Annotated in this window: 13 protein-coding genes, 4 tRNA genes, 2 rRNA genes and 1 pseudogene; 18 read left to right on the plus strand and 2 right to left on the minus strand. The window is 46.5% G+C overall.

All coding sequences use genetic code 11. From position 1 onward, the window contains the following. The 15 genes from BUA83_RS11560 to BUA83_RS11630 form a co-directional block, all read left to right on the plus strand. Positions 1–148 (plus strand): 23S ribosomal RNA (locus tag BUA83_RS11560); the annotation flags it as partial. A 65-nt stretch (positions 149–213) separates the two neighbouring features. After that, positions 214–330 (plus strand): 5S ribosomal RNA (rrf, locus tag BUA83_RS11565). A gap of 192 nt (positions 331–522) precedes the next feature. Beyond that, entirely contained in the window at positions 523–2,502 is a 1,980-nt protein-coding gene (locus BUA83_RS11570) for a methyl-accepting chemotaxis protein (protein ID WP_407695189.1), read from the plus strand. 223 nt (positions 2,503–2,725) lie between these two features. Beyond that, a complete protein-coding gene (locus tag BUA83_RS11575; RefSeq protein WP_072936453.1) occupies positions 2,726–3,238 on the plus strand; it encodes a methyl-accepting chemotaxis protein in 513 nt (170 codons plus the stop codon). A gap of 140 nt (positions 3,239–3,378) precedes the next feature. Further along, a tRNA-Lys gene (locus BUA83_RS11580) sits at positions 3,379–3,454 on the plus strand. Between the two features lies 1 nt (position 3,455). Next, a tRNA-Glu gene (locus BUA83_RS11585) sits at positions 3,456–3,530 on the plus strand. A 31-nt stretch (positions 3,531–3,561) separates the two neighbouring features. After that, positions 3,562–3,639: transfer RNA gene (locus tag BUA83_RS11590), tRNA-Asp, on the plus strand. A 4-nt stretch (positions 3,640–3,643) separates the two neighbouring features. Further along, a tRNA-Phe gene (locus BUA83_RS11595) sits at positions 3,644–3,719 on the plus strand. Between the two features lie 120 nt (positions 3,720–3,839). Next, positions 3,840–4,454, plus strand: coding sequence for a DedA family protein (locus tag BUA83_RS11600; RefSeq protein ID WP_072936483.1), 615 nt, complete (start codon positions 3,840–3,842; stop codon positions 4,452–4,454). 155 nt (positions 4,455–4,609) lie between these two features. After that, entirely contained in the window at positions 4,610–5,572 is a 963-nt protein-coding gene (locus tag BUA83_RS11605; protein ID WP_072936454.1) for a type I phosphomannose isomerase catalytic subunit, read from the plus strand. A gap of 137 nt (positions 5,573–5,709) precedes the next feature. Then, a complete protein-coding gene (locus BUA83_RS11610; protein WP_072936455.1) occupies positions 5,710–6,297 on the plus strand; it encodes a cytidylate kinase-like family protein in 588 nt (195 codons plus the stop codon). Beyond that, positions 6,294–6,644: a CidA/LrgA family protein gene (locus BUA83_RS11615; protein WP_072936456.1), complete on the plus strand. Its 351-nt coding sequence runs from the start codon at positions 6,294–6,296 to the stop codon at positions 6,642–6,644. Before BUA83_RS11610 ends, BUA83_RS11615 begins: the two co-directional genes overlap by 4 nt. A gap of 28 nt (positions 6,645–6,672) precedes the next feature. Next, the gene (locus tag BUA83_RS11620) at positions 6,673–7,365 is read left to right on the plus strand and encodes an LrgB family protein (RefSeq protein ID WP_072936457.1); all 693 of its coding nucleotides are present in this window, start codon (positions 6,673–6,675) and stop codon (positions 7,363–7,365) included. Between the two features lie 219 nt (positions 7,366–7,584). Continuing rightward, positions 7,585–9,024, plus strand: a complete 1,440-nt coding sequence (locus BUA83_RS11625) for an APC family permease (RefSeq protein ID WP_072936458.1) — start codon at positions 7,585–7,587, stop codon at positions 9,022–9,024. A gap of 264 nt (positions 9,025–9,288) precedes the next feature. Then, positions 9,289–10,293, plus strand: a complete 1,005-nt coding sequence (locus BUA83_RS11630; protein ID WP_072936459.1) for a beta-ketoacyl-ACP synthase III — start codon at positions 9,289–9,291, stop codon at positions 10,291–10,293. 154 nt (positions 10,294–10,447) lie between these two features. On the opposite strand, the gene BUA83_RS12925 is transcribed toward BUA83_RS11630, so the two are convergent. Continuing rightward, positions 10,448–10,996 (minus strand): flagellin, encoded by a 549-nt coding sequence (locus BUA83_RS12925; protein WP_094756626.1) that lies wholly within the window; start codon positions 10,994–10,996, stop codon positions 10,448–10,450. Between the two features lie 756 nt (positions 10,997–11,752). After that, a pseudogene (locus tag BUA83_RS11640) lies at positions 11,753–12,385 on the minus strand (flagellin); the annotation flags it as partial. Positions 12,386–12,760: 375 nt separating this feature from the next. Between BUA83_RS11640 and BUA83_RS11645 the strand changes: the two are divergent. The 3 genes from BUA83_RS11645 to BUA83_RS11655 are packed head-to-tail and all read left to right on the plus strand — an operon-like array spanning position 12,761 to position 15,782. Further along, the gene (locus BUA83_RS11645; RefSeq protein ID WP_072936460.1) at positions 12,761–13,624 is read left to right on the plus strand and encodes an RsiV family protein; all 864 of its coding nucleotides are present in this window, start codon (positions 12,761–12,763) and stop codon (positions 13,622–13,624) included. 50 nt (positions 13,625–13,674) lie between these two features. Then, complete coding sequence (locus BUA83_RS11650) at positions 13,675–14,919, plus strand: autotransporter strand-loop-strand O-heptosyltransferase (protein ID WP_234988335.1); 1,245 nt, start codon at positions 13,675–13,677, stop codon at positions 14,917–14,919. 53 nt (positions 14,920–14,972) lie between these two features. Next, positions 14,973–15,782 carry an FkbM family methyltransferase gene (locus BUA83_RS11655; protein WP_072936462.1) on the plus strand — a complete coding sequence of 270 codons (810 nt, stop codon included), beginning with the start codon at positions 14,973–14,975 and terminating at the stop codon, positions 15,780–15,782. Positions 15,783–15,784: the final 2 nt, after the last annotated feature.

The following is a 15,784-nucleotide window of genomic DNA, read 5'->3' on the forward strand; positions in this document are numbered from 1 at the left end:
CATCTAAGCGTGAAGCCTGCCTTAAGATGAGGTTTCTCACAGCACAAGCTGGTAAGGCACCTTGAAGACGACAAGGTTGATAGGTTGGGAGTGGAAGTCCCGTGAGGGATGGAGCGGACCAATACTAATATGCCGAGGGCTTGACTTACAAGACTAAAATGTTCGAATCTTCTTCTGTATAGTTTTGAGAGAGCAATCTCTTAACAAAATATATCCGGTGGTGATGCCTACGTGGTTCCACCTGTTCCCATTCCGAACACAGTAGTTAAGCACGTAAAGGCCGAAAGTACTTGGCTGGAGACGGCCCGGGAGGATAGGAAGCTGCCGGTTAAAATGAGCGATACACCTTTTGGTGTGTCGCTTTTTTTATTGAAAAAACATAATATATTTTTCTGTAAGCAGGATTATTATATGTTTTGGAGAAATATATTAGAGAAATATGAATTTTTGGAGGTGGAGATTTTGGCAGACGATAATAAAAAACAAAAAGAGAGCGCCAGGACCGTCAAAACAGAGATTTTGATGTTTGTCCTCCCTATTGTGGCCGCAGGCTTGATTATTTTGTCCGGTGTCGTTTTCAAGTACATGGGACAGTCCTTTGAGGATCAGCTGGTCACTAGCTCGCTTAGTACGGCATCCGAGGTAAGCGAGGGTGTTTCGGCTTGGCTGGATGCCCGTATGCTTGAAACACAGACTGCCGCGTCTCATCCGGCAGCAAGAAATCTTGATGCGGATTTGATGAACCGGAACAATCTGAACCGTCTCAAGCTGATGAACAAGGTTTATCCGGGAGTTTACGACAGCGTCAGCTGGGGCCCTTTTGACGGCTCCGGCGTTTTATACGGCGAAACGAAATCCGGATTCAAGGAAATGCATAATGCGGATAAGGCCTGGTATAAACAGACCATGACGGGCACGCAGGATTCGTTCATGTCGTCGCCTGTTATTTCCCAGGCAACGGGAAAGATTATTGTCAATTCCATTGCTCTGGCTAAGGATGAGAATGGCAAGAATAATGCCATGGTTCTTGCTGCGATTTATGTAGATGCAGTGATGGACAAGGTCGATAAATTGAAGTTTGGCGCGGACGGATACAGCTATCTTGTTTCCAAAGAGGGTACTTATATTGTAAGCCCTGACAAGGAAGCAATTATGAAGAAGAAAATAACGGAGGAAAGCGACCCTGCCATTAAGGAACTGGGCAAGAAGATGCTTTCCGGGGAGCATGGCGTATACCGCTTCAAGCTTAACGGCAAGGATATGATTGCATTCTATAATCCTATCAAGGCAACCGGTTGGGGCATGGCTACCGTCGCGTATGAGGACGAGCTTTTCGCGCCGGTGTTCAATGCGCTCAAGATTATGATTGGCATTTCCGTTGTTCTTCTGATTCTGATTTCCGTGGCGATTCTCTTTACGGTCAACAGGATTATGAGTCCTATGGATATTATGATGGACGAGATGCGTCATCTTTCAACAGGCGATTTCAGAAAGCGCAACAATGTGGTGGATTCTTCCAACGAGCTTGGTCTTTTGGCAGAGGCCGTTGAGGATATGCGTGCCGGTGTAAGCAGGGTTGTAAGCCGCGTAAATGAATCTTCTACCAATCTGTCTGCGGCGGCTGAAGGCCTCAATACTACAGCGGCGCAGTCGGCCTTGGCTTCCAACCAGATTGCGGATTCCATTATGAAGGTCGCGCAGGGAACACAGGAGCAGCTTTCAGCGGTAGGCGGTACATCAGAATCCATTGAACATCTGAATGATACTATTCAGCATATCGTTGTAACAGCAGATGCTGCTGCATCGCAGGGCCTTGAAGCGGCTGATGTTGCCCGTGAAGGCGGACAGACACTTGAAGAAGCGATCACGCAGATTAAACGTATTGAGACATCTACGCTGAAATCCACCGAGGTCGTAACCGCGCTTGGCGAACGTTCTGCGGAAATCGGGCAGATTATCGATACTATTACGGGAATTGCGGAGCAGACGAATCTTTTGGCTCTTAACGCGGCTATTGAGGCAGCCCGCGCAGGCGAGCAGGGCCGAGGCTTCGCGGTTGTCGCGGAAGAGGTAAGAAAGCTTGCCGAGTCCTCCCGGGAGGCGGCTCAACAGATTGCGGACCTGATAGAGGTAACCCGCAAGGATACGGAGGAAGCTGTTGCGGGAATGCAGCAGAGCAGCAAAGACGTACAGGTCGGCGCGAAAAACATCATATCCATGGGCGAGGCATTCCGCAGGATTATCGATATTGTCGGTAAGGTTTCCGAGCAGGTTGATGGAATTTCGAAGGAAATCAGCGGGCTTGCAAAGAATGGAGAGGATATTGTCGAACATATGCGTGTAATCAGCAAATCCAGCAGCGGAGCGGCAGAGGAAGCGCAGACAGTTTCGGCGGCAACGGAAGAGCAGTCCGCGTCCATCGACGAGATTGCCAATGCCAGCCACCGTCTTGCAGAGATGGCAGGAGGCCTGCAGCAGGAGGTTCAGAAATTCCGCCTCTGATATGACAAGGTTTACAATAGGAAGCTAGTTCAAAACGCCAATGGAAAATTTTGTCTGCGGACAGATGCTTCCGTTGGCATTATTGGCCAGCATGAGAGATTTATTAAACTTTACACGCTATAAATTAGTTGATAACCTATTATTGCTTTTTATGGCTGTTTAAGCTATCATTAAATGTGCAGAACATCTTCGGGACGAAGTTAAATTGGGAGGATGAGATAAGATGGCAGGAACAGAAAACACAGAGCTGGTAAATTCCATAGAGGAAATTGCCCGTTCCACACAGACTGTCTATCAGGCAGTCGAGCAGGTCGCAACGAGTGCCGGGGAGTTGGCAAGAGCAGGGCAGGCTTCCATCAAACAGGCGAAATTTTTGCAGGAGCGCAACGCTGATACTATTAAGGTCATTGATTTCATTACGAATATTGCACAGCAGACAAACCTTCTCGGATTGAACGCTGCAATTGAGGCAGCGCGCGCAGGTGAGCAGGGACGCGGCTTTGCTGTTGTCGCTGAGGAAGTAAGAAAGCTGGCCGAGCAGTCCCGTGAGGCGACGGAAAAGATTCAGGCAACGCTTATGGAAATGAATAAGGCCGTAGAGGAAATCTCGAGGTCTATTGAGACGACCGGTGCAATCAGTCAGGAGCAGGCGGCTTCGACAGAGGAGATTACGGCAAATCTTTCGCGCGTGACCAAGGCAGCGGAGGATCTCAAGGCAAAGGTGCTTAACGGCTGAAACAAAGCCTCTGCCGCATAAAAAGAAATGTGTTGACAAAAATTACTGTGCCCTGTATACTGTTGTTCTGTGAGTACCACAATGGTTTACGGGGCACTCATTTTATCCGTTATTAATGGGTAAATTTTACTAGTTTTTATGGTTCACTAGCTCAGTTGGCAGAGCACCTGACTTTTAATCAGGGTGTCCCGGGTTCAAATCCCGGGTGAGCCACCATGGCGCCATCGTCAAGTGGTTAAGACACCGCCCTTTCACGGCGGGTTCGTGGGTTCAAATCCCGCTGGCGTCACCATGTATTTACGCATCCTCGGATGCTTTATATTGGCCCGGTAGTTCAGTCGGTTTAGAATGCCGCCCTGTCACGGCGGAGATCATGGGTTCAAGTCCCATCCGGGTCGCCATTTTGCCTCGGTAGCTCAGTTGGTAGAGCAAAGGACTGAAAATCCTTGTGTCAGCGGTTCGATTCCACTCTGAGGCACCATTTAACACAGGATGGATCACGGGAGAACGTGATCGTTTGAAGGCGGGTCTCTGGGGAGGCTCGCTTTTTTGCAATATGCTGTGCCGGCAGAAAATATGCCAGGGGGAGAGGAACAGATTTATGGGAAGCTTATCTGAGATGTTTTTGGGATTTATCGCTGATTGGGGTTATTTGGCGGTCGCTGTGCTGATGGGAATGGAAAATGCATGTATCCCGATTCCCAGTGAGCTGATTCTCGGGTTTGCCGGGTATTTGATTTTTGCCGGGCAGATGACTTTTTCAGGGGCGCTTTTGTATGGAATGGTGGGCGGTCTTTTGGGCTCATGGTTTGCGTATGAGGTTGGACGTCGGGGAGGACGTTCATTTGTTGATAAGTATGGTCATTACTTCCTTATAAAGAAATCTCATGTCGACCTTGCACAGAACTGGTTTGATAAATATGGTATCAAGGCTGTATTTTTCAGCCGTATGCTTCCTGTGGTCAGAACCTTTATTTCTCTGCCGGCGGGTTTTGCGCATGTGGATTTTAAAAAGTTTACAATCTATACGATTTTAGGTTCGCTTCCTTGGACGGCACTTATTCTCTGGGCAGGTATGTTCCTCGGAGAAAGCTGGAAGTATCTTTTGAAAATTGGGCATGAGGCTAGCATAGCGTTTGTTGTTATCTGTGTTGTCGGAGCTGCAGTGTGGTATTTCTGCTATCACAAGAAACAGAAAAAGAGACATCTTAAGTAAAACGTAAAGAGAGCGCGCATAAACGGCGCTCTTTTTTACTGGCGGCAGAAAAGTTTCTTTTTTGCCTGTGTTGTGGTATGATTAAGGGGTTGTTGGACAAAAACGAAACATAATGGTTTCATATAGAGAAACCGCGGTCATAGGAGGACGAAATATTGCTTTATCCTTTGTTATTGAAGGCACCGCTCAAGGATTATATATGGGGCGGAAAAAAGCTTAAAACGGAATATAATAAGAAAACGGAACTGGAAAATGTGGCAGAGAGCTGGGAACTTGCGTGTCACAGGGATGGACACAGCATAATTCTGAACGGTGAGGCTGCGGGGATGGAGCTGGAAAGCTACATTGCATTGAAGGGCGACCGTGTTGTGGGGGCACATGCGGCACGTTTTTCGTATTTCCCTATATTAATCAAGCTTTTGGATTCGGAGCAGGATCTTTCTGTGCAGGTTCATCCGGATAATGATTATGCGCTCCGTGTCGAAGGAGAGTACGGGAAGACTGAGTTCTGGTATGTTGTTGACTGCGAGCCGGGGGCAAGCCTGATTTATGGGCTGAATCGTGAAGTCACCCGTGATGAGCTCAGGCAGCGTATCGAGGATAAGACTCTGCTTGAGGTCTGCAACCGTGTTCCGGTGAAACCTGGGGATGCTTTCCTGATTGAGGCAGGTACGCTTCATTCCATCGGTGGGGGCATTACTGTAGCAGAGATTCAGCAGAATTCCAATACCACATACCGTGTTTATGATTACGGGCGTCTCGACAAAAATGGTAAGCCTCGGGAGCTGCATGTGGATAAGGCGCTTGATGTCGTAAGCCTTAAGCCTTCGCCGAAGCCGTCGGCTCTGCCTCCGAATCTTCTTTTTGCGGAGTATGACATGAAGCAGCTGGTGTCCTGCGAGTATTTTACTGTGCATGAGTTTAATCTGCACGGACGCTGTCATCTTTTGTCAGACCGAAGCAGCTTCCAGTCGATTATGGTTCTTGACGGACTTATGGAGCTGGAGTGCCGTACAGGATATGAAACTCTCGAAAAGGGCGCGTCGGTTTTTGTTCCGGCGGATTATGGTGAGTACTGGATTCGTGGAAACGGAAAGTTCCTTTTGACGACAGTTTGAATGAAATGACGAAATACCATGCTTCATTTGAAGTGTGGTATTTTTTTGATGTTAATTTCATAATTGGGTGCTAGAATGCGATTCATGTTTTCACCTGAACCTTTTAGGGTACAGGTATCATTGAAAGAAGGATTTATATGATTATCACATTGGCAAGGCAGTGCGGCAGCAACGGAACACTTATCGGACGGACGCTGTCACAGAGGTACCGGATGCCGCTTTTTGATTTGCGGGCGCTCACAGAGGCGGGTAAGACGAAAGGGCTTTTGGAGAGGTATCCGGATTTTTTTGCAGAGAGGCCTATGAACAGCCTGCTTTCGGCAATAACCCTTTCGGCAGTGCCGGATAATGTCAGAATCGCGGCGAAGGAGATTTTGACAACGCTGCTTCCTGAGGACAATTTTATACTCATTGGCCGCTGCGGCAATGTGGTGTATGGCGGACGGGCTGACTGCGTAAGGATTTTCCTTTGCGGCGAGTTTGATGAGCGTGTGAAGGTACTCATGGGGAGGTATAATTTAAGCCATCAGTCTGCTGAGAAAAAGGTCAGGGAAGCCGATGAAAACAGACTGGCCTATCACCGCTATTTTACAGGAACGACATGGGGGCAGGCAGATATGTATGACCTTTCAATAAACAGCTGTCGTCTTGGACTGAACCGGACAGAAGCCATTATCGAAAATTACATTGATGATGTGATGACAGGAGAGGTGGCAGCAGAATGAAATCCTTGAAGCAGTTCGCTGTCATTTTATTCTTTTCATTTATAGGAGAGGCACTGCACGCGCTTATCCCGCTTCCTGTGCCTGCCAGTATTTATGGCATAATACTTCTGTTTTTGGCGCTGCAGCGCAAATGGATACAGTTAAGGGATATTCACGGCATTGTGGTTTTTCTTATTCAGATAATGCCTGTGCTTTTTGTTCCTGCAGCGGCAGGACTGATTAAATCATGGCCGGTGCTTCAGCCTGCGCTGCTGCCGTACCTTGTGATTACCGTGTTTTCGACGGTTGCGGTGATGGTGGTAACGGGACATGTTACACAGCTCATTATCAGAAAAAGCCGCAGATGATATAGAAGACATAGAAGGAAGAATAAAAATGTACGAATTTTGGCATCACTCTTTATTTTTTGGAACGCTGCTGACGTTGGCGGCGTACGGTGCGGGCGTGTGGCTAAAGGAAAAATCCGGAAGTCCTCTTTTGAATCCGCTGCTTTCTGCCATTGTGATTACTATTGCATTTCTGCTTATTTTCGGAATAGATTACGACACTTATTATGATGGAGCGAAATACGTCAGCTATCTTTTGACGCCTGCCACCGTATGCCTTGCTGTCCCTCTTTATGAGCAGCTTGAAACCATGAAGAAAAACATTACGGCTGTGGTTGTAGGAGTCACGGCAAGCGTAGTAACGAGTCTTACTGTCATACTTGTGATGGCGGTCCTGTTCGGCCTTGACCATGCGGGCTATGTGACGCTGCTCCCAAAATCAATCACGACGGCCATCGGCATGGGCGTGACGGAGGAGCTGGGAGGATATGTGTCTATTACTGTTGCCGTTATCATCGTCACAGGTATCCTGGGAAACATAATCGCCGAGCCTGTATGCAGAATCTTTCGGATAAAGGAGCCTATAGCCAAGGGCATAGCAATAGGCTCTGCGGCGCACGCCATAGGAACGGTAAAGGCTATGGAAATGGGTGCTGCGGAAGGAGCAATGAGCTCTCTTGCTATTGTAGCTGCCGGAATACTGACTGTATTTGGTGCAAGCATCTACGCCATGATTTTCTGAGTTGAAAAATATAGTATTGCTTAAAAGGACTGCTTTCGCGTAACTGCGTGGGCAGCCTTTTTTTGAAAAAATTTGTTTTCATTGTATATAGACAGAGTTCTCCGTTGACAAACTTTGATTTAATGCATTATAATGTTATTGCTGTAACGCTTTACTGAACTAAAGAAAGGAAGGATGATGTAATTGAACTCTAGTAATTCCCTAAAGAGGACTCTGGGGATGCAGGAGGCAGTCACCATTACTGTTGGTACTGTCATCGGCGTCGGCCTGTTTACCATTGGTTCTCAGATTGTCGGAAACATGGGCAGCATGGTTGTTTTGGCGACCTTTGTTGCGATGCTTATCAGTATTTACCCTGCGTGGCTATATGGAGAGATGGGGGCGGCGCTTCCATTTGCAGGAGGAACGTACAAATATGCCCAGCTTGGGTTAAGTCACAGCGCGGGGGTTCTGGCAGGTTGGAATTTTATCGCGTCTCTTGTTGCGGTCACATCGGGTGAGGCGCTTGCCTTTGCCTTTTATTTTAAAACGCTGTTTCGCGCTATGGGAATAGAGCTTCCTCTTGATGACGCGGTTCTTGCCATGATTCCTATCGCTGTTTTTATCGGCACTAATATTTACGGTACAAAGTTCACAGGCCGCCTGCAGAATGCATTTATCTATTTTTTCTGGAGTATCGCCTTTATCTGGGCACTGACCATGCTCCCGAATATTCAGATGCCGCACTATGTAGTGCTTCCTGCGGGGCTTTCTGATATGTCCTCATGGAGCTTTATAGGAATGGTTGCCCTCATTTGGTGGTGCTTTGCCGGATTTGAGACCTGCTGCGCTCTCGGGGAAGAGATACGCTTTCCGGAAATCAATATTCCGCGTGCATTAAAGCTGGCACCGTTCATCGTATTCATTGTCAATGCTATTTTCCAGTGGTTCCTTGTGGGTATTACACCTGCTGATTCACTGCCGGCACTGGCTTCTGCCGATGCTCCTTATGCGGAGGCAATGGAGGCGGCAGGAATCCTCGGACTGCCTCTTGTTATGCTTGCTTTGGGCATTTCCGTGGGCGGAGATTTCTCGACGCTCAACTCGTCCATTGCTGTACCGCCAAGATATCTTTATGCCATGGCCCGTGAAGGCTCTATGCCGAAAATTTTCAGCAAGCTGCATCCGAAATACGGTACGCCATGGGTGGCGATTCTGTTTCTTGGTGTGCTTTCGCTTATACTTGTAAAATATCCTATCACATTCGTCGCCTCAGTCAGTCTCTTTGCAGACCTTTTCTATTACATTATAGGTATTGCGGCAGCGTGGGGACTCCGTCACCGTCTGCCGGACCTGAAACGTCCGTTCAAGGCGCCGATGGTTGAAATAGGTGTACCTGTCAGTATCATCATATACTTCATTATGATGACACAGCTTGATCAGGACGCTATTGTGTCCGGTATTATCTGGTGCGTTGCAGGTATTGTTGTATACTGGTTCTGCCGCAGACAGAACCGTGGTATAGAGGAGGTACGGCTTGAGACACTGATTGTCGATACACCTGAACCTACAGCAGAGGAGAAGCTGGCTATGGATAAGGATTACAGATTCTGGAAGCGCGTTACTGCGACGTTCTTCATACTGTCGCTGCTTATCTATGCTGTTCCTGTATTCTTTTGATTAAAAGCGGGGCTGTCCCGGGGTAAAATCCTTGGGACAGCCCCTTTTTTGAGATAAGCTTATCCTTTTTGGGGTGCTTTATTCTGTAGTTTGGCTGCAGGTCATGGAGGAATAGGCCCCCCCTTGTTCAATCCGAAATATTACTGTATAATGAAAGCTAGTCGTTACACTGCAAAATTCATTTGCAGTGTAATTTGTTATTTTATGAACGAAACAAAGTTAATTTAGTATTAAATGACAGGGCAAGGGGGAAGATACGAAAGAATGACGTTTAAGAAACATAGTGCAGGAATCCTTGGAACAGGCTTTTATGTTCCGGAAAAAATATTGACCAATGACGATTTGTCCAAGATAGTTGATACAAGTGATGAATGGATCACCGAGCGCACCGGTATCAAGGAGCGGCGTATAGCGGCAGATGACGAGGCAACCTCTGATTTATCCATGAGGGCGGCAGAGGCTGCTTTGAAGGACGCGGGAGTAACTCCTGAGGAGCTGGATCTCATTATCGTATGCACGCTTACCTCTGACAGAATCATCCCGTCGACGGCATGTATGCTGCAGACCCGGCTCGGCGCAAAAAAAGCGGCGGCATTTGATTTATCTGCCGCATGCTCAGGCTTTGCTTACGGACTCAGTGTGGCAACGCAGTTCATTGAGACGGGTGCGTATAAAAAGGCATTGGTTATAGGCGCGGAGACCCTTTCGAAATATATAAACTGGGAGGACCGCAATACCTGTGTGCTTTTCGGTGACGGTGCGGGAGCCGCAGTGGTCGGAGAGGTTGAGGATGGATACGGAATCCTGAGCTTTGACCTGGGAAGCGACGGCTCCGGCGGAGATGCCATACAGATTCCCTCCAGCGGAAGCCGTCTGCCGGTAAGCAAGGAAACCATTGACCAGCGGCTCAATCTCATTCATATGAACGGCAGGGATGTTTTCAAATTTGCCGTAAAAGCCATGGGAAATACTGTGAAGCATGCTCTTGAAAAAATCGGTATGCCTCAGGAAAAGATTGACTGGCTTGTGCCGCATCAGGCGAATATCCGCATCATTCAGTCCGCGGCAAAGCGGCTGAACATGCCTATGGAAAAGGTAATATTAACAGTACAGAAATACGGAAATATGTCGGCGGCGTGCATTCCTATCGCGTTGGCTGAGGCTGCTGCTGAAAAACGCTTTAAGAAAGGCGATATAGTGGCACTTTCGGGCTTTGGCGCGGGCCTTACATGGGCCTCCTGCATAATACGCTGGTCCAAAGAAGACTAAATTTGAATTTAATATGACAGCTTTTTACGGGCCGCTGCACTTTTGTGCAGCGGTTCTTTTTTGTATAAGAAAACCTCCGCCCGGAGTGGTGGGCGGAGGTTTGAATCGACACCGTAAAAAATCTGAAACATGGAATGAAATATTCTTTTATGAGTTACCTGAGAAGTGACAGCACCTGACTTGAGTTCTGGTTTGCCTGTGCCAGCATAGCTTGAGACGACTGCGACAGGATGTTGTTCCTTGTGTATTCGGTTATAGCCTGTGCCATATCGACATCACGTAGAGTACTTTCTGATGCCATGACATTTTCGATTGCCGTGGTCAGATTCGTCGAGGTGTAGGTTAGACGACTTTCAATAGCACCAATGGAGGTCTGCTGATCCAAGGCCTTTTGAATCGCCGTATCCAATACATTGATGGCGGCATTCGCATTCTGTTGGTTCGATACGTTCAGTGTTGAGCCGTCAGTTCCCTGCAGTCCGAGAGCCTGGGCACGCATATCGGTGAGCCCGATTTTTATTGCTTGATTTGCTCTTGTTCCGACCTGCAGGACAATTGCTGTATCCTCGGCTTCCTCATTTTCTCCGCGGATGGTTTCGCTCCATGCGTCGAGCACTGCATTGACAGATTTCTTTATCTTACCGTCAATATCGGAGACGCTGACGGTAAATCCGGAAATCTGACCGCCTACACCGCTGTTCATAGCTGTAACGGTAATCGCGTTTTCGTTGTTGGCTGTGTAGACAATCTCATCTGCACGAGAAATGCCGACTTTAGTACCGTCCAAAAGCTTCGGACCGGACAGGGAATCATAGAAGTTGCTTGCTTCCGTAGCAATCGCAGAGGCTGATGAAGCATACCCTGAGTACGATGATGTGTTGTAGCCGGCGGTTCCCAGTGGATATGGATTGGAGCCCAAAAGAGGAACTTCCGGAGGCGTGGGAGTACTCACATCGTTTAAGGAAGTTGAATCTGAGCTTAGGAAGTTACTTAATGCCGTATAAGCAGACGAGTACGCATCTCTAGTGCCTGTGTCACCTGTCAGGTCAAGACATACATTCAAATACGATAGAGTACTGAGATCACTGACTTTTGGGGTGTTGTTGATGGGAGTTCCGGCCTCTTTAAGTGAGCTGCCAGTCTTCCAGCCATCAAATTCATTCAGAGCTTTTGATGCTATACCAGCCACAACAACATCGGTTGAGGAGGCGAATGAAACCACAGTGTTCCTGAAATCATCAAGCGCGCTGTGCAAATTGGATAATAACGATGAATAACTATTATATAGCCCTGTTGCCGCCAGTGAAACATTTGAGCTTGTAGTAACCCAGCCCTGCGCCAAAGCAGCCTGTGCCGCAAGCTCCGCGTAATCCGTAACACCGTTAACCTTTGCTATAGCGATATTATACTGATCTGCAAATGTATATGTGCTGGTATCAATATCCTCAGCCGCTTTGAAGATATACTGCAGAGATGTTGTTCCTGCGGTATATGAGGTGGTATAGGTTTTGCCGTTTTGTACATAGGAAACTGTGACATTATCCGATGACAAAATCCCCAGATTATTTCCATTGCGGTCTTCCAGTTCAGTCAGTGCAGTACCTGCGCCTGTATTCGTCGAAAAGCTTTGATTCGTAAGCGCATTGTAGGTTGCAATTCCTTTGCCACGTTTAGAACCATCGACGAGATATTTTCCGTTGTAGGTTACATTGGCATTGTCGTTAATCTGGTCAATGCTCTGATCAAGTTCTTTCTGGATAAATGCACGGTCAGCATCCGTGTTGGTGTCGTTTGCTGCATCGATGACCTTTTCTTTCAGGGTTTTCAAAATATCAACCGTACTTTGTACGGCTCCTTCGGCCACCTTCATCATGCTGTTGCCGTTCTGCGTGTTAAGATTGTCCTGATTCAGGGAGCGTATCTGCACACGCATACGCTCCGAGATAGCATATCCCGAAGCATCATCCCTGGCACTGTTGATGCGCATTCCCGAAGATACCATCTCTAGGTTCTTCGACAGCGCGGTTTGATTCCTGTTCAGCGTGTTTAGCGTGTTCACGGCTGACAGGTTGTTCCTGACTACCATCGACATTTCAATCCACTCCTTTGTTTCATCCATTCTTCCATGCGGTGTCGATTCCGTTCGTGAGTGTCAATCATTGACACCCGTAGAGGTAAAACTCTCATCAATATATATCGGTGGAAAATAAGATGCCATTAAAAAATTGTATAAATTAATTACATCAGTAGATAATCCACCTATTATATGTATTATAACATATAATATACATTGATTTGCAGTGAGTGTAGATTAAAAAAACAGTAAAGTTTAGTTTGTTTGGGGACATCTTTTGCCGAGTTATATAAAGCGGATGCGCATGAAATTGAAAAAATTATGGCAATTTTATTTATGATTTTATATTATGTAGCTAAAAGGATTATTTATCGTGAAACGGAGGGAATTTAAATGTGGAAAAAGGTTTTGGCGGCAGGAAGCGCGGTATTTGCGTTGGGATTTCTTGCACCGATTGACAGCGGCTGCTCCATTGTGTGGAGTACAGCGTCCTGCGAGGAAGGAATGCAGCTCAAGGCACCGGACGGGCTTGAGTACAGTACGCCTCTGGCGTATGATTCAATAGTGCAGCGGACAGAGCTTAAGCATGACGACAGAGTGATTATGACCGGCCGCACCTACGAGGTTGAGCTTGCGGTTCAGAGCGCCCGAAAGTTTCCAAAGCTTCAGAGAGCGCTTGAAAGACTCGCCACTGATAACTGGGCATACATGCATAAAATGATGAAATACTGGGAGCCTGACCTCGTTGAACAGTATAATGCGCGCAAGGCAGACGGTTGGTTCAGTGACGGCTCGACCCCTCCATTTTGCTACGAGTTAAAATTCTCCGGGCTCAGGGCGGATACAACGGTATTCAGCTGTGTAGGAGAGGAGTTTATTTTTCTTGGTGGAGCACATCCGGTAACATACTACAGAGGTCATGTGTTTGATACAAAGTCAGGGCAAGAGCTCAATCTTGATGATATATTTGAGACCACCGAAGGACTGGCAGAGATTATCGTGCATGAAACGACTGCACAATGCAGGGAACAGACAAAAATGATAGATAAAAAAGAAACTGTAAAAAAGGTGCAGAAAATGATAGATGACCATAAGCTGCAGTACGGCATGACAGAGGAGGCACTGGTTGTCTATTTCGGCTCCTATGCCATCGGGCCATATGCCATGGGGACAATGGAGGTCAAACTCCCGTACACGAAATATATGAATATGTTCAATAATAAATATGTCTTCTACGGTGAGAAGGCAAAGGGTTGAGCCCCGGTGTGGCGAGAAAATAAAAGAAAGCGGGATTACAGTTGAAAATCGTGCATGACCTTCCGATACTCTATTTCAGTTCTGATGTTAAGGATGTAGGCGGTTCGGATTTCAGTGAAATTGCAAGTCTGGATTCCGATGCAGGACCGATTAAAGGCGAGACAGGAATCGAGGGACTCAGAATTGATTTTAATGCAGGACTCAGGCTGAGAGTGCCAAAAGGAAATTGGCATATCTGTATTTCGGATGATGACAGCGAATTTGTCTTTTTTGATGAAGCTGTCTCGGAAAAAGTGTTGATTTCCATGGAAAAATACTACATAAAATGGCGCGTTGAGGCATATCTGGACGGTGAGCTGAAATTTGCGCATGTTTTCAATCCTGAAGGGATGAATGTATTATTTTCCCTGAAAAAAACGCCACTTGGAGAGGCGGTAATGCTTCTTCCGTATGTTCAGGAATTTGTTAATCTTCATAAATGCCATGGGCTGATTTTGACTAATCCTGCGTATGAGCCTATTATACGGGAGTATTTTCCGGAACTTGAGATTATAAACAGTATAACGGATGATACATATGCGAATTATCTGATAGGCACAGTAATGACTCCGCCATTTCTGCTGTCGGATTCATCCAGGGCACTTCCGGTACAGTATGTGGGAAGATTTTTGCTTGGTTTGCATCGTAATCCCCAAAAGGTTTTGTTTTACCCAAAGAAACCAAGAGAAATTGAAACACCTTATGTGTGCATTGCCGTACAGGCATCGGGAGTGGCGAAGTCGTGGCTTAATCCCAATGGATGGGATATTGTTATAGACTATCTGAAGCAGCTGGGATATCGTGTACTCTGTATAGATCGTGACAGATGTAACGAGGATTCAAAGGGACGTAAGGTGTGTATGCCTAAGGGAGCAGAAGATTATACGGGAAATCTTCCGCTGACGGATCGCATTGAACTTCTGGCATATGCAGATTTTTTTATCGGAGTTGGCAGCGGTCTTTCGTGGCTGGCAGATGCGGCCGGCTGCCCCGTTGTACTCATCAGTGGGTTCAGTATGCCAGTGGCAGAGTTTGACACGCCTTATCGTGTTATTAATCCGTTGGTGTGCCACGGCTGCTACAATGATATGACGGTAGATTGGCTGAATCCATTGTGCCCAAGACATCATGATACGGAACGTGAGTATGAGTGCTCGGTTAAAATTCCACCTAAAATGGTGATTTCTACAATAGACCGTCTGAGAAAAGACTTAAAGGATAGAAAAGAATTATCTGATGCATGGAAAATAAGATAATAATGATTTAATAGAACGTGTGTATGTGATTTAGAATAACAGGGGGAATTTTCATGTGGCATTCAACACTTTGTCATGATTTTCGCTATGGAAAAATTATGTACAATCAGCTTGATCAATATGTTGGGAAATCTCTGAGGCTTTATGGTGAGTATAGTCAGGGCGAGGCGGATATCTTTGAACAGCTTGTGCACCAGGGAGATATTGTCGTGGAGGCCGGAGCGAATATCGGATCGCATACTGTACATTTGGCACAGATGGCAGGAGATAAAGGACAGGTTTGGGCATTTGAACCACAGCGGCTGGTTTTTCAGCTTCTAGCGGGAAATGTTGCGATAAACAGCCTTACAAATGTGCATTGTTTGCAAAAATGCCTTAGTGATGTGAGTGGGGAAATTATCAAGGTTCCTGTCCTGAATGTAGATGCTATAACTAATTGGGGTGGACTGGAGCTTGGTGATTATACGGAAGGCGAACCGGTTGAAACGGTTACGGTTGATTCACTTAATTTGCCGGGATGTAACTTTTTTAAAATTGACGTAGAGGGAATGGAGCTTAAAGTTCTGCGCGGGGCAGAGAAAACAATAAAGAAATATCGTCCCATTATTTACACGGAAGCGGACCGCAGTGATAAAAATAAGGAATTGTTCGAATATATTAAATCACTCGGATATCGTATCTATAAGCATGAGCCAACGCTTTATAATCCAAACAATTATTTTCATAATCCGGAGAATGTATTTGTAAATGAAGCGATGCTTTCTGATGGTACTAAGATACCTGTAAATATTGTTTCGAGCAACGTGTTGTGTATTCCAAGCGAAATAGATGCTAAAGTGGATGGATTTCCGGAAATATCATAATT

The organism is Schwartzia succinivorans DSM 10502, from assembly GCF_900129225.1.
Lineage (GTDB): Bacteria > Bacillota > Negativicutes > Selenomonadales > Selenomonadaceae > Schwartzia > Schwartzia succinivorans.